We start from the raw sequence: 20,563 nt of genomic DNA, 5'->3' as shown, positions 1-20,563 counted from the left end.
CGTCAGTGCTTCTCGGTGACGCCGGCCGAGTCGAAGGTAGCTACATCGTGCATCGCGCGGGCCGCCGACTGCACCAGGGGAAGGGCCAGCAGGGCGCCGCTGCCCTCGCCCAGGCGCAGGTCCAGGTCGATCAGCGGGCGCAGTCCGAGCTTGGCCAGCGCGGCCTTGTGCCCGGGCTCGGCCGAGCGGTGCCCGGCGATGCAGGCGGCCAGCACCTCGGGGGCGATGGCCTTGGCGACCAGCGCCGCCGCGCCGGCGATGACGCCGTCCAGGATGACCGGCGTCCGGAGGCTGGCCGCACCGAGCATGAACCCGGCCAGGGCGGCGTGCTCAAGGCCGCCGACCGCGGCCAGCACGCCGATCGGGTCGGAGGGGTCGGGACGGTGCAGCTCCAGCGCCGCCCGGATCACGGCGACCTTGCGGGCGTGGGTCTCGTCGTCGATGCCCGTGCCGCGGCCGGTCACCACGGACGGGTCCTCGCCGGTGAACACGGCGATCAGCGCGGCCGCCGGGGTGGTGTTGGCGATCCCCATGTCACCGGTGATCAGCGCCTTGTTGCCGGCCGCGACCAGGTCGCGGGCGGTCTCGATGCCGACCTCGATGGCGCGGAGCGCGTCCTCCCGGCTCATCGCCGGACCGGTGGTCATGTCGTCGGTGCCGGGCCGGACCTTGCGCGGCAGCAGCCCGGTGGTGCGGCCGGACTCGATCGCCGCGGGCAGCTCGGAGGCGACGCCGACGTCGACCACGCAGACCTCCGCGCCGAGCTGGGTGGCGAAGGCGTTCACCACCGCTCCGCCGGCCAGGAAGTTCGCCACCATCTGGGCGGTGACCTCCTGCGGCCAGTGGGTCACCCCCTGGGCGTGGACGCCGTGGTCGCCGGCGAAGACCGCGACACAGGCCGGCTCGGGGATCGGCGGGGGGCACTTCCGCGACAGGCCGCAGAGCTGCGCGGAGATTATCTCCAGCATGCCCAGCGAGCCTGCGGGCTTGGTCATCCGCTTCTGCCGGTCCCAGGCCTCGCCGAGCGCCTTGGCGTCCAGCGGCCTGATCCCGCGCAGGGTCTCCTGGAGCACGCTGTGCGGCTCCTCGCCGGGCAGCGCGCGGCGGCCGTAGGTCTCCTCGTGGACCACCCAGGACAGCGGGCGCTTCTTGGCCCAGCCGGCCTGTGCCAGCTCGGGCTCGGACGGGAACTCGTTGACGTACCCGACGCAGAGGTACGCCACCACGTCCAGGTGCTCGGGCAGGCCCAGCTCGCGGACCATCTCCTGCTCGTCGAAGAAGCTGACCCAGCCGACGCCGAGGCCCTCGGCACGGGCGGCGAGCCAGAGGTTCTCCACCGCGAGGGCCGCCGAGTACGGGGCCATCTGCGGCTGGGTGTGCCGACCGAGCGTGTGCCGGCCGCCCCTGGTGCGATCGGCGGTGACCACGATGTTGACCGGGGTCTCCAGGATCGCCTCGATCTTCAGTTCCTTGAACTGCTTGGCGCGGCCCTTGGGCAGCGACGCGGCGTAGGCGTCGCGCTGACGCTCGGCCAGCTCGTGCATCCGGGCCCGGGTCTTCGCGGAGCGGATCACCACGAAGTCCCAGGGCTGGGAGTAGCCGACGCTGGGCGCGGTGTGCGCGGCCTCCAAGACCCGGATCAGCACCTCGTGCGGGACCGGGTCGGACCGGAAGCCGTTGCGGATGTCGCGGCGCTCGCGCATCACCCGGTGCACGGCCTCACGCATGTCGTCGTCGTACGCGGGGGCGGCGGGGCCCAGCGGCTCGTGGTCCTCCGGCTCGACCTGATGCTCGGGGTCGGTGTCGGTGGCGGTGTCCGTGTCGGGCGCGGCGGCGAGAGGCTCGGCTTCGGCCTCGGCGCCGGACTGGGCCTCGGGCTCGATCCCGGCGTCGACCTCGACCTCGACCTCGGGCTGAGGCTCCGTCACCGTGCCGGTCACTGTGGCCTCGACCTCGGCCTGAGCCTCAGGGTCGGCCCCGGGCACGGCCTCGGCCACCGGGGCGGGCTCCTGCTGCTGGTCCTGGGCGGGCAGGTCGGCGGAGCCGGGCTGGGCGTCCCCGGCGAAGCCCTGGTCCGTCAGCAGACCGGATCCGACGGCCGTGACATCGACGGCGACGGGTTCCGCAGCGGGCTGCTCGGGTCCGGCGGCCGGCTCGGGGATCACGTCGGCGAGCTGGGCGGAGGGAGTGGCCATGAACGCGGCGATCCGGCTGCCGCCGCCCCTGGGCGCGGGGGCCTGCACGGGAGCCGAGGCCTCGACCGGGCTCGCGGCCGGGATCTCGGCGGCGGGCTCGCTCTGGTTGGCGGGCATGGTCTCGGCGACGGGCACGGTCTCGGCGACGGGCAGGGCCTCGGCGACGGGCAGGGCCTCGGGCTGAACCACCGGCTCGGCGACGGCGACGGGCACGGCCTCCGCCACCGGGGCGGCCTCGACCGGCGCGAAGGCGATCGGCTCGGCCACCACCGGCGCCGCCTGGGGCTGAACCACCGGCTCGGCCGCAACGGGCTCGACCGGCTGCGGGTCGGCTGCGGGTGCGTCGGCCGTCGGCGCCGCTGCGGCCACCGTCTCGGCGACCTGCGGCTCGACGACCCGGACCTCGACGGCCTGCGGCTCGACGGCTGCCGCCTGGGTGGGCTGCACGGCGGCGGGCTGCACGGCGGCGGGCTGAACGCCGTTGAGGGCCAGCGTGCCGGCGTCCTCGACGGTCGGCGGCGGCTCGGGCAGGGAGCGTCCGCCCAGCGTGCTGGCCGGGGACGGGAGCTGCGCGGGAACCGTCGGCAGCGGCTCGGTGGCCGAGGCCGTCGGCGGGGCCTCGACCTGGACCGCGGTCTGCGTGGCCGTCCGGGCCTCGGGCTGGGGCTGCGCCGGGTCCATGCCGGGCTGGTCCAGGTACTCGGGCCCCTGGTGCTGGGTTCCGGCCCCGGCGGCGCCGGAACCTGCGGGAAAGACCGATTCGCCATGGCTGGACGGACCACGGTCGGCGAGTGAGCGCACCGGCACCTGACCGGTCATCATCGACGGGTCGGGGATCGGCGGCCCGGCATGCAGCGGTCGACGCGGCGGGGCCACGACGGGCTGCGCGGGCTCGACGGCGGCGACGGGCTCGACGACGGGCTGCGACGACTGCGGAACGCCCGGAGGCATGAGCGGCGGCCAGGAGGGCGCGGGCGGCTCGGCCTGCGCACCCGGCGCCTCCGGTTCGACCGGGGCTGCTGCGGGCTCCGGCGTGAAGACCGCTGCGGCAGCGGGCGCGGGCTCCGGCGCGGGGGCGGCCGCCGCAAGCCCGTCCGCCACCGGCGCCGGGCCGGGGTCGGTGAAGGTGACAGGCAGCGGGTCGGTGAGCGGATCGGCCATGGGCGCAGCCGCGGCGGGCTCGGCAGCGAACACCGGCGCGAAGACCGGCGCGTAGACCGGGGCCGGGCCGGAGGCGTCCGACTGGTACTCGGGGAGCACCGGAGCGATCGGCTCACGCAGCACGGGCTCGCCCCAGGACCCCTGCGGACCGGGCATGAGCAGCTCGTCCTCGTCCTCGTCCAGGCCGTCCGGCTGGTCGAGGAAGGTGTACGGCGGCCGGACAACGCCCTGCTGCAGGGAGCCCTCGCCGCCGAAGGGGTCATGGCTTGCCTGCTCCCCGACCGAGGAGGGTCCTCCGGTCGGGACGTGGCCGGTATCGCTCATGTCACTCGCTCCTTCCAGGGCCGCGTGACGCCGCATGGCACGGTCACCGACCGCGTCCACCCAACGTTCCAGTCCTCGCCCCGTGGTGACGAAGCGATGGGCACCGGCCTGCTACCAACAACAACGACTGGACCGTGGCAACCGGCACGATCGCCCCGGACGTACTGGCATTCTTCCGGTCCGTCAGGCCCGGATCGGGCTGCCCACGTCCGTTCGGCATGTGGCCTGCGCCACGTTCGGCAACCGCTTCGCCGATCGGCGGAGGGCGACGAGAGCCGGGCGTCAGCCTACCTGTCGCCGCCGACATCACCGTCAGCGGTCGCCCCACAGGACGAACACAGGTGCGATTGGACTGCTCGTCCGGTCCGCCGCCGCGCCCGCTCCGACCAGCCCGGACAGCGGGGACGACTGGATCAGCGCGCCGTCGACGGTGTAGCCGACCTCGCCCATGGCCTGTCGTACCGCCTCGACCTGACGGAGGGTGCGCGGCAGCGCGACGATCCGCTCCGGCCGCCGTCCCAGGCAGGCCCGCAGCACATCGACGTCCCCGCGCACCAGTACGACATCGGGCTCGGGCAGGTCCGCGAGGACCGCCGGGGCGCTGCCGTGGACCGTCCGCACGTCCACCCCGTGGTGCCGGGCGCTGACGTCGATCCGGGCGCAGGCGTCGGCGTCCCGCTCCACGGCCAGTACTGCGGCCCCGGCCCGGGCCGCGTCCACCGAGAGCGCGCCGTCGCCCGCTTCCACGTCCCAGAGCAGGTCTCCGGGGCGCGGGCCGAGCCGGGCCATGACCAGAGCGCGGACCGCGGCGGGGAGACCGGCGCCGACCGCCCCACCGGAGACCGCCTCGGCGCGGACCTCGGCGCGGGCCTCCGAGCCGGACGGGCTCGTCGCGGCCGAGGCCTGGCCGCCGGTCGGTCCCGGGCGCCAGACCGATTCGGCCGCCCAGCCGCGCTCCGTACCCGGGAATCCCAGCGGCCGTCCGGCCAGCCAGCCCGAGGACGCGTCGGACCCCATCGGGCCGCCGCCGATGACGATCACCACATTGGGGTCGCGCCACAGGTGGTCCGGCACCCGGTCCGAGGTCAGTACGGTGATCTCCTCGTCCGGGGTGCCGAGGGCCTCGCAGATCACGAACGTTCGGTGAACATCGCGGAGCATCAGCGCCAGTTCGGACGGACCGGCCCCGGGCGAGGTCAGCACCGCGACCTTCGGGTGCGCGCGGCAGACATTGGCCGCCCGGCGCAGCCCCCGGCCGTGGGTGCTCACCACCTGGGCGTCGTCCCAGGGCATCCCGGCCCGGGCGAAGGCCGCGGCGACGGAGGAGACCGCCGGCAGGACCTCCAGTTCGAGGCCGTACTCGGGGCGGCGCAGGGTGCGGACGACGCCGAAGAATCCGGGGTCACCCTCGGCCACGACCACGGCCGTGCCCCGATGGTCGGCGATGCGCCTGGCGACCAGGGTCACACTGCCGAGGGCCATCCGTTCGGCGCCGGCCGACAGTCGCAGATTCTGCAGCTGATAGCTGCCACCGGCGACCAGGGTCGCCGCGTCGAGTGCTGACTGTGCGGTCTGCGACAGCGGTGATCCGTCCCAGCCGATCACCGTGACCCGGTCAGCCATCGCGGCTGCTCCCCCTGCTGTGTCGTTGCCCGAACTGCGCCCGGGGGCAGCCTAGCCGGTGCGATCACCAGTGCGGGTCATGACGATGACCGTTCGGGTCCGCATCGTCGAGGGCGTCCAGACCGTCCAGGTCCTCGGGCAGCAGGCTCCACAGGATCAGGTCGCTGCGGGCCCGGCCCGCCGCCTCGCCGTCGCGCACGATCCAGGCGTTGCGCAGCACGCCCTCGCTGATGCAGCCGACCTTCTGGGCCACCTGCTGGGCGGCGCTGTTCCCGGCCGCCGTACGCAGTTCCAGCCGTTCGAACTTCTGGTCCTCGAAGAGCCACTGGGCGACGCCGCGCAGGGCTTCCACCGCATAACCCTCGCCCCGGGCCCACGGTCCGGTGACGACCTCGGCCTCGGTGGCGCGCAGCCGCCAGTCGGTCCGGCGCAGCCGGACGCTGCCGACCAGGCGCTGGGTGAGGAACTCGTGGACGGCCAGGACCAGGCCCCGGCCGCGGGTGCGTTCGGCGGGTGCGCGCAGCGAGACCCACTCGCGGGCGTCGTCGAGGGTGTACGAGTGGGGCACGGTGGTCCAGGTCCGGACGAGCTCGTCGGTCATCATCTCGGCCAACGCGGGGACGTCCTCCGGCTCGAAGGCTCGCAGCACCAGCCGATCGGTGCTGATCGAGATCTCGGGGAAATTGGACGTCATCACCACTGCTCCTGCCTGTCCCCGCCTCTTCGGCGGAGCTACAGGAACGATCATGCTCCTGTGGGGGTCGCCTCGTCATCCCTTTGGTGCGGCGTGCCGGGTGTGAACACGCCGCGCCTCCAGGAGAGCTGACGGCACGGACCCTACGCTGTTGCCGCGAGTTCCGGGACGGCCTTTTCCAGGCCGATGAAGCTGAGCCGGGTGTTGACTTCCTCGACCTGGGTCTGCCGGTAGCCGAGGCGCTGGTAGAGCCGGAGGTTGCCGAGACTGCGGTGTCCGGTGAACAGCCGGTAGGCGAGTACCTGCTGCTCGCCCTCGGCCAGGAGTTCCTCCATTCGGCGCACAAGGCGGGTGCCGAGACCGTGGCGCTGCATCCGGGGGTGCACGCAGAGCCGGCCTATCCTGCCCACGCCGTCCTGGTCGACCCAGCCGCGTACGCTGCCGACGACCTCGTCGCCGAGACGGGCCACCAGAACGTGACGCTCCTTCAGTTCCTCGCGGAGGCTGTCCAGGGTCTGGGTCAGCGGTTCTATCGCCCAGTCCCCGTACAGCTCGGCCTCGCTCTGGTAGCAGAGGTACTGAAGCTTGAGGATCCGCTCGGCGTCGTCCTCGGTGGCGATCGAGGTGGTCACACTCATGCCCATGCGCGCTTTCCTCCCTTTCCTGTTCCACCCCGGCCGCGAGGATGAGGGGATGCGACCGGGTTGCCCTGACCGGAGGTAGGTCGACCCCTTGCGGGGCCGGGCGTACGTTTCAAAGCCCACTACCCATCCGTCCGTCTTTTCCAACCTACGGATGGACGGGATGGTAAGCAGATATGACAACTGAACCTCTTTGGTCTTGCGCGGAGCCTACCCAGCCGATCGGAACCCCTCGCTCCGCAGGTGCTCGCACGAGTCAAATCTCACACCGCGAACGCCCCTGACCACCCCCGTGCGGCCGCCACAGCCGTTCCCGCCGTTCAGCCGATCGGGTGACACCGCTCCCCGCGCCCCGGCCCGCGCTACTCCGGCTGCAGCACGCGTCCGACCTGCCACGCCCGGCGCAGGCAGGCCAGGCAGCGGGCGCGGGTCGGCCCGATGCTGCCGAGCGGCATCGACAGCTCCTCCGCCAACTCCCGGTAGCTGTAGCCGGGCGACTCCAGCAGCGCGGTGACCAGCCCGGCGCAGCGGCCGGGCAGCCGGGCCACCGCGGCCCGGAGCACCCGTTCGCGCTCGGCGGCGAGGGCCTGCTGCTCGGGCCCCGGCGGTGCGGCCCGCGGACGCAGACCGGCGGCGGTCTCGGTCTCGGCCGCCGTCCGCCGCTCCGCCGCCGCCCGGCGGAACTCCTGCACCGTCAGCGCCCGCAGCCGGGCCGTCGGCCGGGACACCCGGGGCTCGGCCGAGGCCCGCAGCCAGACCTGCTGCTCCAGATCGTCCGGGTCGAGGCCGTGGGCCCCGGCCAGGGCCCGGACCAGGCCCACAAAGCTGTCCCGCAGGGCGGGATCGGCGGCGGTCGGCGTCATCGGCTGCTCCCGACGTCCGTGCCTCTCTCGACGGAGGCATTCGACCGGGAAGAGTGCACGGCAGCCTCCCCCGTTCCCGTTCGCGCCCAGGATCACCCGTTCGAGTGAGGGAGACACGAACGGCGGTCGGCCCTGTCCCGGGAGGGACAGGGCCGACCGCCGCAGACGCCTCAGCGCTTGGCGTCGACCCACTCCTGCTGCCGGACCAGGTCCGCCTTCACCTCGGTGAGCTGCGCCGCCACCGCCGAGGGCGCGGTCCCGCCGCGTCCGTCGCGGGACGCGATCGCCCCGTGGACGGTCAGCACGCTCCGCACCTCCGGCGTCAGCAGCGGCGAGATCTCCGCGAACTGCTCGTCCGTCAGGTCGGAGAGCTCCAGCCCGCGCGGCTCGCAGAACTTGACACAGGCCCCGGCGACCTCGTGCGCCACCCGGAACGGCGTGCCCTGCTTGACCAGCCACTCGGCGATGTCCGTGGCCAGCGAGAACCCGGCCGGGGCCAGCTCCTCCAGCCGCTCGTCGTGGACGGTGAGGGTGGCCATCATCCCGGTGAAGGCCGGCAGCAGGACCTCCAGGGTGTCGCAGGAGTCGAAGACCGGCTCCTTGTCCTCCTGCAGGTCCCGGTTGTACGCCAGCGGCAGCGCCTTGAGCGTGGCCAGCAGCCCGGTGAGGTTGCCGATCAGCCGACCCGACTTGCCGCGCGCCAGCTCGGCGATGTCGGGGTTCTTCTTCTGCGGCATGATCGAGGAGCCAGTGGAGAAGGCGTCGTGCAGCGTGATGAAGCCGAACTCGCGGGTGTTCCAGATGATCACCTCCTCCGCGATCCGGGAGAGGTTGATCCCGATCATCGCGGTGACGAAGGCGAACTCGGCGACATAGTCGCGCGAGGCCGTGCCGTCGATCGAGTTGGCGGCGGAACCGCCCTCGAAGCCGAGCTCGGCCGCCACGAACTGCGGGTCCAGGCCCAGCGAGGAGCCCGCGAGCGCGCCCGAGCCGTAGGCCGACACGGCGGTGCGGGTGTCCCACTGGCGCAGCCGCTCCGCGTCCCGGCCGAGGGCCTGGACATGGGCGAGCACGTGGTGGGCGAAGAGCACCGGCTGGGCGTGCTGCAGGTGGGTGCGGCCGGGCATGGCCGTGTCCGGATGGGCCTCGGCCAGGCCGACCAGGGCCTGCTGGAGGTCCAGGACCAGCCCGCCGATGATCCGGGCGTGGTCCCGCAGGTACATCCGGCCCAGGGTGGCGATCTGGTCGTTGCGGGAGCGTCCGGCCCGCAGCTTGCCGCCGAGGTCGGCGCCGAGCCGCTCCAGCAGTCCGCGTTCGAGGGCGGTGTGGACGTCCTCGTCGGCGACGGTGCCGGTGAAGGCGCCCGACTCGACGTCGGTCAGGAGGGTGTCCAGGCCGTCCAGCATCCGCGCCAACTCGTCGGCGGACAGGTGTCCCGCCTTGTGCAGGACCTTGGCGTGCGCCCGGGAGCCGGCGATGTCGTAGGGCGCCAGCCGCCAGTCGAAGTGGACCGAGGCGCTGAGCCGGGCCAGCGCCTCCGACGGGCCGTCGGCGAAGCGTGCGCCCCAGAGGCGCACGTCGTTGTTGCCGCTGCTCATATCGGCTCAGCCCTGCTGCAGGTCGCGCTTGGCGGCGATCTTCGAGGAGAGGCCGAAGATCTCGATGAAGCCCTTGGACAGCGACTGGTCGAAGGTGTCGCCGGTGTCGTAGGTGGCCAGGTTGAAGTCGTACAGCGACTCCGAGGACTTGCGGCCGTCGACCACGGCGCGACCGCCGTGCAGGACCATCCGGATCTCACCGGTGACGTGCTGGTTGGCCTCGTTGACGAAGCCGTCCAGGGCGCGCTTCAGCGGCGAGAACCACAGGCCGTCGTAGACCAGCTCGGCCCAGCGCTGCTCGACCTGCCGCTTGTACCGGGCCAGCTCGCGCTCGACGGTGACGTTCTCCAGCGCCTGGTGGGCGGTGATCAGCGCGATCGCACCGGGGGCCTCGTAGATCTCGCGGGACTTGATGCCGACGAGGCGGTCCTCGACCATGTCCAGCCGACCGATGCCCTGGGCGCCGGCCCGCTGGTTCAGCTCCTCGATGGCCTGCAGCACCGACACCTTGCGGCCGTCGATGGCGACCGGGACGCCGGCCTCGAAGGTGATGACGACGGTGTCGGCCTCACGCGGGGTGGCCGGGTCCTGGGTGTACTGGTAGACGTCCTCGATCGGGGCGTTCCAGATGTCCTCCAGGAAGCCGGTCTCGACGGCGCGCCCGAAGACGTTCTGGTCGATCGAGTAGGGGTTCTTCTTGGTGGTGGCGATCGGCAGGTTCTTGGCCTCGGCGAAGGCGATGGCCTTGTCCCGGGTCATCGCGTAGTCGCGGACCGGGGCGATGCACTTGAGGCCGGGGGCGAGGGAGTTGATGCCCACCTCGAAGCGGACCTGGTCGTTGCCCTTGCCGGTGCAGCCGTGGGCGACGGTGCCGGCGCCGTGCTTCTTGGCGGCGGCGACCAGGTGCTTGACGATGACCGGCCGCGAGAGGGCGGAGACCAGCGGGTACTGGCCCTGGTACAGCGCGTTGGCCTTGAGCGCCGGGAGGCAGTACTCGTCGGCGAACTCCTGCCGGGCGTCGGCGACCTCGGCCTCCACCGCACCGCAGTCCAGCGCCCGCTGGCGGATGGCGTCCAGGTCCTCGCCGCCCTGGCCGACGTCCACGGCGACGGCGATGACCTCGGCGCCGGTCTCCTCGGCGATCCACCCGATGCAGACGGACGTGTCCAGGCCGCCCGAGTAGGCAAGTACGACGCGCTCGGTCATGGCTATCTCCATTCAGGTGCGATGCAGTGCAGGCAGGCTTCATGCGGTGCTTGGAATAATTATGCATGAGCCCGTATGGATTTCAAAGCCGACCCCGCCGCCCCACGGCTCCCCTGTCGGCGAGCACACTGCAGCCGCTCCTCACCGGCACCACCTCGACCGCCACCACCGTGGCCCTGTGCACGGTGGTGGCGGCACGCTCAGCGCACGGTGGCGATGACCTCAGCGCACGGTGGCGATGACGGTGTCCTGGTCGCCGAGGCCGGAGTCGGCCGGCCAGTGGCCCCGACGGCCCGACCACGCGCCGTAGAGGACCACGGGGTCGGCCGCGAAGCCGTGCGCGGCGCAGAGCTCGCGGATGTACGACTCCCGGTAGCCCACCGACAGCTCCGGCACCTTGACCGAGGCCACGTACGCCTCGCCGATCCGGTGCCTGAACCGTCGCTGCACCGAGGACGTCGCCATCAGCGCCTCGGTCTCCGGCGAGAGCAGGAAGTAGGAGATGAAGGCCCGTCCGCCCGGCTTCAGCACCCGCGCCAGCTCCGAGAGGTAGCGGTTCACCTCGGCCGGCAGCATGTGGGTGAAGACCGAGATCAGCACCGCCACGTCGAAGCTGTCGTCCGCGAACGGGAAGGTGTACTCCGACGCCTTCATCCGCCCCTTCGGGTGGTACTCCTTGTTGTGGACGTCCGCCAGCGTGAAGTGCACGTTCCCGTAGGGACCGGAGACATTGGCCCGGCACCAGGCGATCCCGTCCGGGACGATGTCGATCCCCTCGTAGCCGCCCTCCGGGTCCAGGAACCCCGCCACCGGGATGGCCAGCCGCCCGAGCCCGCAGCCCACGTCGAGCAGCTGCGAGGAGGGCGTCAGCCCCGCAGTCTCCCGGAGCGCCTCCAGCAGCAGCCCGCCGGTCGCCGCGAAGTCGCTCACCGCGCCGGTGAACGTGCTCGCCTTCGGCGGCAGCGACTCCTCCCGCCGCCCCAGCCAGCGGTCCGCCAGGTCCACCGGCGCCAGGTACACCCGCCGCAGCGCCCACCGCAGACGGCGCGGCAGCGCCGGCAACAGCACACTGGTGAACCAGGGCTGCGCCAGCAGCCAGATCCGGAACCGTTCGACCGCCGTGACCAGGGCTGTGACCAGCTTCTTCATCCCGCACTCCCAGGGGGCCGGCGAGTCGGCGACACCAACCTGCTGCCCACCCTAGGACGGACCCCGAGCCCCCCGCCACGCGAGCGGCGGCGGGCTCAGGACTCCGCGAGGGCCATCAGCCGGTCCGCCAGGACCTGTCCGCCGACCGGGTCGCGGCTGATCAGCAGGACGGTGTCGTCCCCGGCGATGGTCCCGATTATCTCGTGGATGCCGGACTGGTCGATGGCGGAGGCCAGGAACTGGGCCGCGCCCGGCGGGGTGCGCAGCACCACCAGGTTGCCGGAGGCGGTCGCCGAGACCATCAGCTCGGAGGCCAGTCGGGCGAGCCGGCCCTCGTTGCCGGACTCCCCCAGCGGGGCCTGCGGGGTGCGGTCCCCGCCCTCGGCCGGGACGGCGTAGATGAGCGTGCCGTCCCGGTCGCGGATCTTGACCGCGCCCAGTTCGTCCAGGTCACGGGAGAGCGTGGCCTGGGTGACCGCGAGTCCGTCGTCCGCGAGCAGCGTCGCCAACTGGCTCTGCGAGCGGATGGGCTGACGGGTCAGCAGGTCCACGATGCGCCGGTGCCTGGCCGTCCGCGTCTGCGGCAGCTGGGGCACAGGACCCGTGGAGGAGTCGCGGGGGGCGTCGGCCATGGGGGTCAGTCAGCCTCTCGTACGGATCGCAGGATGCCGGGCAGCACGGCGAGGAAGTGGTCCGCGTCGCGTTCCGTGAGGATAAGCGGTGGGGCGAGCCGGACGGCATCCGGGACCGCCGCGTTCACCAGGAACCCGGCCCGCTGGGCGGCGGCCTGGACCTGCCCGGCGAGCGGCCGGGTGAGCACGATGCCGAGCAGCGTGCCCGCGCCCCGGACGTGGTCCACCAGCGGGTCGCCGATCGCCTCGATGCCCTCGCGCAGGTGCGCGCCGACCTTGGTGACCTGGTCGAGCAGCCCGTCCGCCGCGATGGTGTCGAGGACGGCGAGGGCCGCCGCGCAGACCACCGGGTTGCCGGAGAAGGTGGAGCCGTGGTGGCCGGGGTGCAGCAGCTCGGCGGCCTCGCCGAAGGCGAGGGTGGCGCCGATCGGCAGCCCGCCGCCGAGGCCCTTGGCGAGGGTGACCACGTCCGGGTCGACGCCCTCGAAGGCCTGGTGGGCGAACCAGTGGCCGGTGCGGCCGATGCCGGTCTGGATCTCGTCCAGGATCAGCAGGGTGCCGGTGGCCCGGGTGATCTCGCGGGCGGCGGTGAGGTAGTCGGCGGGCGGGACGACCACGCCGTTCTCACCCTGGAGGGGCTCCAGGAAGACGGCGGCGGTGTCGGTGGTGACAGCGGCGCGCAGCGCCTCGATGTCGCCGAACGGGACATGGCTGACGTCGCCGGGCAGCGGGCGGAACGGCTCCTGCTTGGCGGGCTGGGCGGTGAGCGCCAGCGCGCCCATGGTCCGGCCGTGGAAGGCGCCGGTCGCCGAGATCAGCCGGGTCCGGCCGGTCAACCGGCTGATCTTGAACGCGGCCTCGTTGGCCTCGGCGCCGGAGTTGGAGAAGTAGACCCGGCCGTCCGGCCGCCCGGTCGCCGGGTCGGTCCGCCCGGCCAGCGCGACCAGCCGCTCGGCCAGGGCGACCGGCTGCTCGGCCACGAAGAGGTTGGAGACGTGGCCGAGGGTGCCGATCTGCCGGGTGACGGCGGCGACGACGGCCGGATGGGCGTGGCCGAGGGCGTTGACCGCGATGCCGCCGAGCAGGTCGGTGTAGCGCTTGCCGTCGGCGTCCCACAGGTGCACGCCCTCGCCGCGGACCAGCGGGACGCGGGGGGTGCCGTAGTTGTCCATCATCGTGCCCTGCCAGCGGGCGGTGAGGTCCTGGTTGTGCGTCATGCGAGCCCCCCGGTGATGGGTGTGTCGGTGGTGTCGTCGGGCACGACCATGGTGCCGATGCCCTCGTCGGTGAAGATCTCCAGCAGCAGGCTGTGCTGGACCCGCCCGTCCAGCACGCGCGCGGTGCCGACGCCCTCCCGCACGGCGCGCAGGCAGCCCTCCATCTTCGGCAGCATCCCACTGGCCAGGGTGGGCAGTATCTTGTCCAGCTCGCTCGCGCTGAGCTGGCTGATCACGTCGTCGCTCTGCGGCCAGTCGGCGTAGAGGCCCTCGACGTCGGTCAGCACCACCAGCATCTCCGCGCCCAGCGCCACCGCCATCGCGGCGGCGGCGGTGTCGGCGTTGATGTTGTAGACATGGCCGTCGAGGCCGCGGGCGATCGAGGAGATGACCGGGATCCGGCCGTCCGCGAGCAGCGCGTTGACCGCTCCCGGCTCGACCCGGGAGATGTCGCCGACCAGGCCGATGTCGACCTGCTCGCCGTCGACGTTGGCGAAGTGCTTGACCGCGGTCATGGTGTGGGCGTCCTCGCCGGTCATGCCGACGGCGAAGGGCCCGTGCTCGTTGAGCAGCCCGACCAGTTCGCGCTGCACCTGCCCGGCGAGCACCATCCGGACCACCTCCATGGTCTCCGGCGTGGTGACCCGCAGTCCGGCGGTGAAGCTCGACTCCAGGCCGAGCCGGTCCAGCTGGGCGCTGATCTGCGGCCCGCCGCCGTGGACGATGACCGGGCGCAGCCCGGCGTAGCGCAGGAAGACCACGTCCTGGGCGAAGGCGGCCTTCAGGTCCTCGTCGATCATGGCGTTGCCGCCGAACTTGATGACGACGGTCTTGCCGTGGAAGCGCTCCAGCCAGGGCAGCGCCTCGATCAGCGTGAGTGCCTTGGGCAGTGCGGTGTTGTTGCGGGCCTGCTCGCCCTTGGGTGCGATCTGCACGGCGTTCGGTCCCCCTCAGCTGGAGTAGGCGCTGTTCTCGTGGACGTAGTCGGCGGTGAGGTCGTTGGTCCAGACGGTGGCGGAGGCGTCCCCCGCGTGCAGGTCCGCGGTGATGACGACGTCGCGGTCCTTCATGCTGACCAGGTCGCGGTCCTCGCCGACGCTGCCGGCCTGGCAGACCCAGACCCCGTTGATGGCGACGTCGAGCGCGTCGGCCTCGAAGACGGCGCTGGTGGTGCCGATCGCGGCGAGCACCCGGCCCCAGTTCGGGTCCTCGCCGTGGATGGCGCACTTGAGCAGGTTGTTGCGGGCGATGGTGCGGGCCACGTCGACGGCCTCGTCCTCGGTGTGGGCGCCGACGACGTCGATCCGGATGTCCTTGCTCGCGCCCTCGGCGTCGCCGACCAGCTGGCGGGCGAGGTCGGCGCAGACGGCACGGACCGCCTCGGCGAACTCGGCCGGCTCCGGCGCGACGTGGGAGGCGGCGGAGGCCAGCAGCAGCACGGTGTCGTTGGTGGACATGCAGCCGTCGGAATCGACCCGGTCGAAGGTCGTGCGGGTGGCGGCGCGCAGCGCGGCGTCCAGCCCGGCGGCGTCCACGTCGGCGTCGGTGGTGAGCACCACCAGCATGGTGGCCAGGCCGGGGGCGAGCATGCCGGCGCCCTTGGCCATGCCGCCGACGGTCCAGCCCGCGCCGTGGGCGGTGGCGGTCTTGTGGACGGTGTCGGTGGTCTTGATGGCGATGGCGGCGGACTCGCCGCCGTCCGCAGCGAGCTCGGCGGCGGCAGCGGCGACGCCGGGCAGCAGCCGGTCCATCGGCAGCCGGACGCCGATCAGCCCGGTCGAGGCCACGGCCACGTCGGCGGCGTTGAGGCCCAGCGCCTCGGCGGTGAACTCGGCGGTGGCGTGGGTGTCCTGGAAGCCCAGCGGCCCGGTGCAGGCGTTGGCGCCACCGGAGTTGAGCACGACCGCGGCGACCTTGCCGTCCTTCAGGACCTGCTCCGACCAGAGCACCGGCGCGGCCTTGACCCGGTTGGAGGTGAAGACGCCGGCGGCGGCGTGGGACGGGCCGTCGTTGATGACCAGGGCCAGGTCGGGGGTGCCGCTGGCCTTGATCCCGGCGGTGATCCCGGCCGCGCGGAAGCCCTTGGCCGCGGTGACGCCAACTCCGGCGGGGTGGGACTCTGGGCTGGTCACGGTGCGACTCCAGTCTGGGGAAGGCCGAGCTCCTCGGGGAGCCCGAGGGCGATGTTCATGCTCTGCACCGCGCCGCCGGCGGTGCCCTTGGCGAGGTTGTCGATGGCGCTGACCACGGTGATCCGGTGCACCGACTCGTCCAGCGCGACCTGGACCAGCGCGTGGTTGGAGCCGAGGACGGCGGCGGTGGCCGGCCACTGGCCCTCGGGCAGCAGGTGCGCGAAGGGCTCGTCGGCGTAGGCGGCGGTGTAGGCGGCGCGCAGCTGCTGCCGGGTGACGCCGGGCTTCGCCTTGACGCTGCAGGTGGCGAGGATGCCCCGGGACATCGGCGCGAGGGTGGGGGTGAAGGAGACCGCGACGTGCTCGCCGGCGACCGCGGAGAGGTTCTGCGTCATCTCCGGCGTGTGCCGGTGGACGCCGCCGACGCCGTAGGGGCTCATCGAGCCCATGACCTCGCTGCCGAGCAGGTGGGTCTTGGCGGCCTTGCCCGCACCGGAGGTGCCGGAGGCGGCGACCACCACCACCTCGGGCTCGGCCAGCCCGGCGGCGTAGGCGGGGATCAGCGCGAGGGTGACCGCGGTCGGGTAGCAGCCGGGGACGGCGATCCGCCTGCCGCCCTTCAGCGCGGCGCGGGCGCCGGGGAGCTCGGGCAGCCCGTAGGGCCAGGTTCCGGCGTGCGGGGAGCCGTAGAACTTCTCCCAGTCGGCCGGGTCCTGCAGCCGGAAGTCGGCGCCGCAGTCGACGACCAGCACGTCCTCGCCCAGCTGCTCGGCCACGGCGGCGGACTGGCCGTGCGGCAGGCCGAGGAAGACCACGTCGTGCCCGGCGAGGGTCTCGGCGCTGGTGGGTTCGAGGACCCGGTCCGCGAGCGGCCGCAGGTGCGGCTGCAGCTCGCCCAGGCGGGTGCCGGCGTTGGACCCGCCGGTGAGCGCGCCGATCTCGATCTCCGGATGCGCGAGCAGGAGGCGCAGGACCTCACCGCCCGCGTACCCGCTCGCCCCCGCCACTGCTGCGCGGAATGCCATGGCTCCTCCTCCGTGTCGCGACAACTATACGGAGTAATGCATACTCATGCAATCGACCATGGCGGGTCGAGGAGCGGTTCAGTTGTACGAGCTCAGCACGTCCTCCACACCGTAGGGCCGCAGCCGCAGCGTCCGGGCGTCGCGCTCGCCGATCGTCCCGGCCTGCTCCAGCAGCTCGCCGATGTTGTCGTGGCCCAGGTGCAGGAAGCGCCCGTGCAGCAGGTCCAGCCGGCCCCGGGCGGCGTCCTTCACCGTCGACACCAGGTAGGGAATGCTGCCCCAGTTGACCATGTCCGCGAACATCGGCATCCCGGCCGTCATGTCGGTGGCCACCGCGCCGGGACTGATGTCCAGCACGGTCACCCCGTGCGGGCGCAGCGGCCCGGCGATGTTGTCGCTCAGCCGCAGCAGCGCGGCCTTGGACGTCGCGTAGGCGGAGTAGCGGTACTCGGGGCGCAGCGCCATCCCGGAGTTCAGGTTCACCACCCGGCCGCGCTGGCGCTGCACCATGCCCGGCAGCACCGAGCGCATCAGGTTGAAGGGGCCGCGCAGGTTGGTCTCCACCACCGACCACCACTGGGTGGGGTCGGCCTCCCACATCGGGACCTCGGCCCGGTCGACCTGTCCGGCATTGTTGATCAGCAGGTCGACCGGGCCCAGGTCCCGTTCGACGCTGCGGACCGCCTCCCGCACCGCACCGGGGTGCGCGACGTCGGCGGAGAGCGCGACGCAGCGCACCCCGTGCCGCACGCAGGCCCGCAGAGTGTCGGTCAGCGTCTCCCGATGGCGTCCCAGCACGCCGAGGTTCATCCCCTCCTCGGCCAGGCCGAGTGCGATCTCCCGCCCGATACCCCGACCGGCCCCGGTGACCAGGGCCACCTGCCCTTCCAGCGTTCGCATGGTCATGGGGCCATTGTTGATCCGCGCTCAACCGTTCGGTCCCAGGACACGCGCTTACCAACGGGTGAGCCGGGGGAGGTAACGTCGGGGCGGCGGCCGCGCACCTCGTGGCCATGGGACGAAGGACGATAGACAAGTGAACGACATCGCGCGGGTAGGGGTCGTCGGCTGCGGCCTGATGGGGTCGGGCATCGCGGAGGTCTTCGCCCGGGCCGGCCTGGACGTCAGGGTGTCCGAGGCGAGCGGCGAGGCGCTGGAGCTCGGCCGGACCCGGCTGACCGGCTCCCTGGACACCGCGGTGCGGCGCGGCAAGCTGACCGAGCCCGACCGGGACGCCGCCCTGGCCCGGATCTCCTTCACCACCGACCTCGCCGACTTCGCCGACCGCGACCTGGTCATCGAGGCGGTCGCGGAGCGCGAGGACATCAAGACCGCGATCTTCCAGAAGCTGGACCAGGTCGTGGAGCGGCGCGACGCCATCCTGGCGTCCAACACCTCCTCCATCCCGATCGTGAAGCTGGCCTCGGCGACCACCCGCCCCGAGCAGGTCCTCGGCGTCCACTTCTTCAACCCGGCCCCGGTGCAGAAGCTGGTCGAGATCATCCCGACGCTCACCACCTCGGCCGACACCGTCGCCCGCGCCGAGACCTTCACCCGCGAGGTGCTGGGTAAGGACCCGATCCGCGCCCGCGACCGGGCCGGCTTCGTGGTCAACGCCCTGCTGGTGCCCTACCTGCTCTCGGCCGTCCGGATGTTCGAGACCGGCGTGGCGACGGCCGAGGACATCGACAAGGGCATGGAGGCAGGCTGCGCCCACCCGATGGGCCCGCTGCGACTGTGCGACCTGATCGGCCTGGACACCATCGTCTCCATCGCCGACTCGATGTACCACGAGTACAAGGAGCCGCTGTACGCCGCTCCGCCGCTGCTCCAGCGGATGGTCGACGCCGGCCTCCTCGGCCGCAAGTCCGGCCGGGGCTTCTACCAGTACTGACAGCCGGCCGCCGGCGGCCCGTCAGTGCGAGAAGGGCGGGACGCCGGTGGTGGTCGGGACGGGAAAGGGCGGGAAAGGTGTGCCGCCTCCACCGTGGAAGACCGTGTACGCGAAGAGCAGCGCGGCGGCGACGAAGATCAGTGAGACCGGCCATGCTGACATCGCAGACTCCAGGCTGGTACGGGGTGGCTCCTCCGGGCAGTGGATCAGTCGGCAGCCGTCGACGCGAGCGGGCGTAGGCCGTTCAGCGGCGGTCCCGCCGGGGCTCCTGCTAACGGCGTTCGCGACCACTGGCTGCCAGGGCCGGTAGCCTCGGGGCACGCCGAACCCGGGAGGGACCATGGCCGGGCACATCATCGTGCTGACGACGACCGACACCGCCGAGGGCGCCGCCGAACTGGCCCGCGCCGCAGTCGAGGCCCGGATTGCCGCCTGCGCCCAGATCGACGGGCCGGTCCGCTCCGTGTACTGGTGGGACGGCGCGGTCCAGGAGGGGTCGGAGTGGCGCATCAGCTACAAGCTGCCCGCCGAGAAGTACGCCGACCTCGAAGCACTCATCAAGCGCGTCCACAGCTACGACACCCCGGAGATCATCTCCGCCGACATTCCGCGCGGCAGCGCCGAGTACCTGGGCTGGCTGGACGCCGCGACCGCACCTCGCTGACCTGCGGGACCTCCCTGGACGGGCGGGGAAACCTTCTGCATGATCAACCGGTGACCACTCCGGAGAACGTCGTCGAACGCCAGCTGACCGCCTACAACAGCCATGACCTCGAAGCCTTCGCGGCGACATACGCCCCCGACGTCTGCGTCAACCGCCGCAGCGACCGCCTGCTCGGGCGCGAGGCCGTGCGGGAGGCGTACGCCGACATGTTCGCCGAGGGCCGCTGCCGGGCCGAGATCGTCGGCCGACTCACCGAGGGCGACTGGGTGGTGGACCACGAGATCGCCCACGGCATCACCGACGAACCCCTCCGCGTACTGGTCGCCTACCGGGTCCGCGACGGCCTGATCGACCGGGTCGACTTCCTCCGCTGACCGCCGGCCCGGTGCGGAGCCCGCTAGCGGGTCGCGATGGCCAGCCGGGCGCGGAGGGTGGGGCGTTCGCCGGGGCCGGGGTTCCGGTTGGCGTGCGCGGCCTCGCGCGCGGCCTCCCGGGTGAAGCCGAGCGCTTCGAGGAACCTCAGGCCGGGCTGCCAGCCCTCCGCGACCGAGGCGACGACCTCGGTGCCGCCGTCCGCCGCCAGCGCCTCGAACAGCGCCCCGGCCACCGACCGGCCGAGGCCGAAACGGCGGCAGTCGGGGTGGACCAGGAACAGGCCGACCGTGCACGCGCCGGCGGCGGGATGCTCCCGCACGGCGTCCACCAGGCCGACGATCCGATCGTCGGCCTCGACCACCAGCAGCACCTTGTCCTCGTACGCCGCGCCTTCGGGCAGGCTGTAGTAGAGGCTCTGGACGTCACCGGGCATGGCCGGCTGGCCGAAGGCCGCGGTGAACCAGTCCTCCGACGCCTCGAACAGCGCGAGCGCGCCGGCCTCGTCACTCGGTTCCAGGTCCCGGATCCGGAACCGCCGACCGTCCAACTCACCGTCCACCAGCATGCCGACGAGTCTATTCCGCCCGCTCCCCCGCATTCGGCACGAACCGACTCAGACGGAAGGTGGACGGTTGCGGCGGGCGACGGCAGAGGGCATCGAGCCTGAGCGACTCCAGGTCGATCTGCTGACCGGGCTCCCGAAGGCGGCGGATGTAGGTGCGCCACTCCCGCTCGTCCTGCGTCTCGAAGAGCACCTCCCACTCACCGGTCCCGGGGGCAAAACGGGCCGCAGCCCGCTGCCGTCGCTGCTGCTCCTGTCGTTTGCGCTTCTGCTGTCCCGGCACTGACCCAGCATCACGGCAGGTCCGGTCGCGGGCAACGCCTTTCCGGAACCCTGCGCGAAAACCATGTGCGACCGCGCCGCCCGGGTCGGTAGCGTGAGCTTCGTCCAGGTGCGCAGGCTGCGGATACTTCTTCCGGTAGACGTTGTCCGGGTGCGAATCCCGGCCGCTGGCAGCCTGTCAGCGGTGGTGTAAGCAGCACGCGTTTCGTTTTTCGCCGCCGACCACGATCGCGACCTCTGGACGCACAACTTCAACTGCACCTCCCGGTGCGAACGTTCGGGGCTGCTTCTGCTAGAAGTCACCGCCTCGGACCACCATTGATCTC

Annotated in this window: 20 protein-coding genes; 3 read left to right on the top strand and 17 right to left on the bottom strand. The window is 72.5% G+C overall.

The genetic code is table 11. From position 1 onward, the window contains the following. Positions 1–2: 2 nt before the first annotated feature. From cobT to BS75_RS35785, 14 genes are all read right to left on the bottom strand, one after another. The gene (gene cobT / locus BS75_RS35850) at positions 3–3,680 is read right to left on the bottom strand and encodes a nicotinate-nucleotide--dimethylbenzimidazole phosphoribosyltransferase (RefSeq protein ID WP_034091192.1); all 3,678 of its coding nucleotides are present in this window, start codon (positions 3,678–3,680) and stop codon (positions 3–5) included. A gap of 312 nt (positions 3,681–3,992) precedes the next feature. Further along, positions 3,993–5,303, bottom strand: coding sequence for a precorrin-6y C5,15-methyltransferase (decarboxylating) subunit CbiE (gene cbiE / locus BS75_RS35845; RefSeq protein ID WP_063771411.1), 1,311 nt, complete (start codon positions 5,301–5,303; stop codon positions 3,993–3,995). 64 nt (positions 5,304–5,367) lie between these two features. Then, complete coding sequence (locus tag BS75_RS35840; protein ID WP_034091191.1) at positions 5,368–5,997, bottom strand: GNAT family N-acetyltransferase; 630 nt, start codon at positions 5,995–5,997, stop codon at positions 5,368–5,370. 143 nt (positions 5,998–6,140) lie between these two features. Further along, a complete protein-coding gene (locus BS75_RS35835; protein ID WP_034091190.1) occupies positions 6,141–6,641 on the bottom strand; it encodes a GNAT family N-acetyltransferase in 501 nt (166 codons plus the stop codon). Between the two features lie 359 nt (positions 6,642–7,000). After that, the gene (locus tag BS75_RS35830) at positions 7,001–7,501 is read right to left on the bottom strand and encodes an RNA polymerase sigma factor (protein WP_042437146.1); all 501 of its coding nucleotides are present in this window, start codon (positions 7,499–7,501) and stop codon (positions 7,001–7,003) included. A 170-nt stretch (positions 7,502–7,671) separates the two neighbouring features. Further along, a complete protein-coding gene (gene argH / locus BS75_RS35825; protein WP_034091189.1) occupies positions 7,672–9,099 on the bottom strand; it encodes an argininosuccinate lyase in 1,428 nt (475 codons plus the stop codon). Positions 9,100–9,105: 6 nt separating this feature from the next. Then, entirely contained in the window at positions 9,106–10,305 is a 1,200-nt protein-coding gene (locus tag BS75_RS35820; protein ID WP_034091188.1) for an argininosuccinate synthase, read from the bottom strand. A gap of 222 nt (positions 10,306–10,527) precedes the next feature. Further along, positions 10,528–11,454, bottom strand: coding sequence for a class I SAM-dependent methyltransferase (locus BS75_RS35815; protein WP_052070138.1), 927 nt, complete (start codon positions 11,452–11,454; stop codon positions 10,528–10,530). Between the two features lie 95 nt (positions 11,455–11,549). Then, positions 11,550–12,086 (bottom strand): arginine repressor, encoded by a 537-nt coding sequence (locus BS75_RS35810; protein WP_042437145.1) that lies wholly within the window; start codon positions 12,084–12,086, stop codon positions 11,550–11,552. Between the two features lie 5 nt (positions 12,087–12,091). After that, positions 12,092–13,303, bottom strand: a complete 1,212-nt coding sequence (locus tag BS75_RS35805; protein ID WP_034091187.1) for an acetylornithine transaminase — start codon at positions 13,301–13,303, stop codon at positions 12,092–12,094. After that, on the bottom strand, positions 13,300–14,238 hold the full coding sequence (argB, locus tag BS75_RS35800) for an acetylglutamate kinase (protein WP_034091186.1): 939 nt from the start codon (positions 14,236–14,238) through the stop codon (positions 13,300–13,302). The genes BS75_RS35805 and argB overlap by 4 nt, the downstream gene beginning before the upstream one ends. 15 nt (positions 14,239–14,253) lie before the next feature. Next, positions 14,254–15,435 (bottom strand): bifunctional glutamate N-acetyltransferase/amino-acid acetyltransferase ArgJ, encoded by a 1,182-nt coding sequence (gene argJ / locus BS75_RS35795; protein WP_034091185.1) that lies wholly within the window; start codon positions 15,433–15,435, stop codon positions 14,254–14,256. After that, positions 15,432–16,460 (bottom strand): N-acetyl-gamma-glutamyl-phosphate reductase, encoded by a 1,029-nt coding sequence (gene argC / locus BS75_RS35790; protein WP_034091184.1) that lies wholly within the window; start codon positions 16,458–16,460, stop codon positions 15,432–15,434. Before argC ends, argJ begins: the two co-directional genes overlap by 4 nt. Before the next feature lie 78 nt (positions 16,461–16,538). Beyond that, positions 16,539–17,366 (bottom strand): SDR family NAD(P)-dependent oxidoreductase, encoded by an 828-nt coding sequence (locus BS75_RS35785; RefSeq protein ID WP_034091183.1) that lies wholly within the window; start codon positions 17,364–17,366, stop codon positions 16,539–16,541. 130 nt (positions 17,367–17,496) lie between these two features. On the opposite strand from BS75_RS35785, the gene BS75_RS35780 reads away from it, so the two are divergent. Next, a complete protein-coding gene (locus BS75_RS35780; protein ID WP_034091182.1) occupies positions 17,497–18,354 on the top strand; it encodes a 3-hydroxybutyryl-CoA dehydrogenase in 858 nt (285 codons plus the stop codon). Between the two features lie 21 nt (positions 18,355–18,375). Here BS75_RS35780 and BS75_RS48800 read toward each other — a convergent pair whose 3' ends face one another. Continuing rightward, positions 18,376–18,516, bottom strand: a complete 141-nt coding sequence (locus BS75_RS48800) for a hypothetical protein (RefSeq protein WP_156164325.1) — start codon at positions 18,514–18,516, stop codon at positions 18,376–18,378. A 178-nt stretch (positions 18,517–18,694) separates the two neighbouring features. Here BS75_RS48800 and cutA point away from each other — a divergent pair, with 178 nt between their 5' ends. Both cutA and BS75_RS35770 read left to right on the top strand, forming a co-directional pair. After that, positions 18,695–19,018: a divalent-cation tolerance protein CutA gene (gene cutA / locus BS75_RS35775; RefSeq protein WP_034091181.1), complete on the top strand. Its 324-nt coding sequence runs from the start codon at positions 18,695–18,697 to the stop codon at positions 19,016–19,018. Positions 19,019–19,068: 50 nt separating this feature from the next. Further along, complete coding sequence (locus BS75_RS35770; protein WP_034091180.1) at positions 19,069–19,392, top strand: nuclear transport factor 2 family protein; 324 nt, start codon at positions 19,069–19,071, stop codon at positions 19,390–19,392. Between the two features lie 23 nt (positions 19,393–19,415). On the opposite strand, the gene BS75_RS35765 is transcribed toward BS75_RS35770, so the two are convergent. Together BS75_RS35765 and BS75_RS35760 are read right to left on the bottom strand one after the other, a co-directional pair. Further along, entirely contained in the window at positions 19,416–19,958 is a 543-nt protein-coding gene (locus BS75_RS35765; protein ID WP_052070136.1) for a GNAT family N-acetyltransferase, read from the bottom strand. A gap of 10 nt (positions 19,959–19,968) precedes the next feature. After that, on the bottom strand, positions 19,969–20,238 hold the full coding sequence (locus tag BS75_RS35760; RefSeq protein ID WP_034091179.1) for a hypothetical protein: 270 nt from the start codon (positions 20,236–20,238) through the stop codon (positions 19,969–19,971). Between the last annotated feature and the right edge of the window lie 325 nt (positions 20,239–20,563).

It is taken from the genome of Streptacidiphilus albus JL83 (assembly GCF_000744705.1).
GTDB lineage: Bacteria > Actinomycetota > Actinomycetes > Streptomycetales > Streptomycetaceae > Streptacidiphilus > Streptacidiphilus albus.
This window is presented reverse-complemented; position numbering and strand designations above follow the sequence as displayed.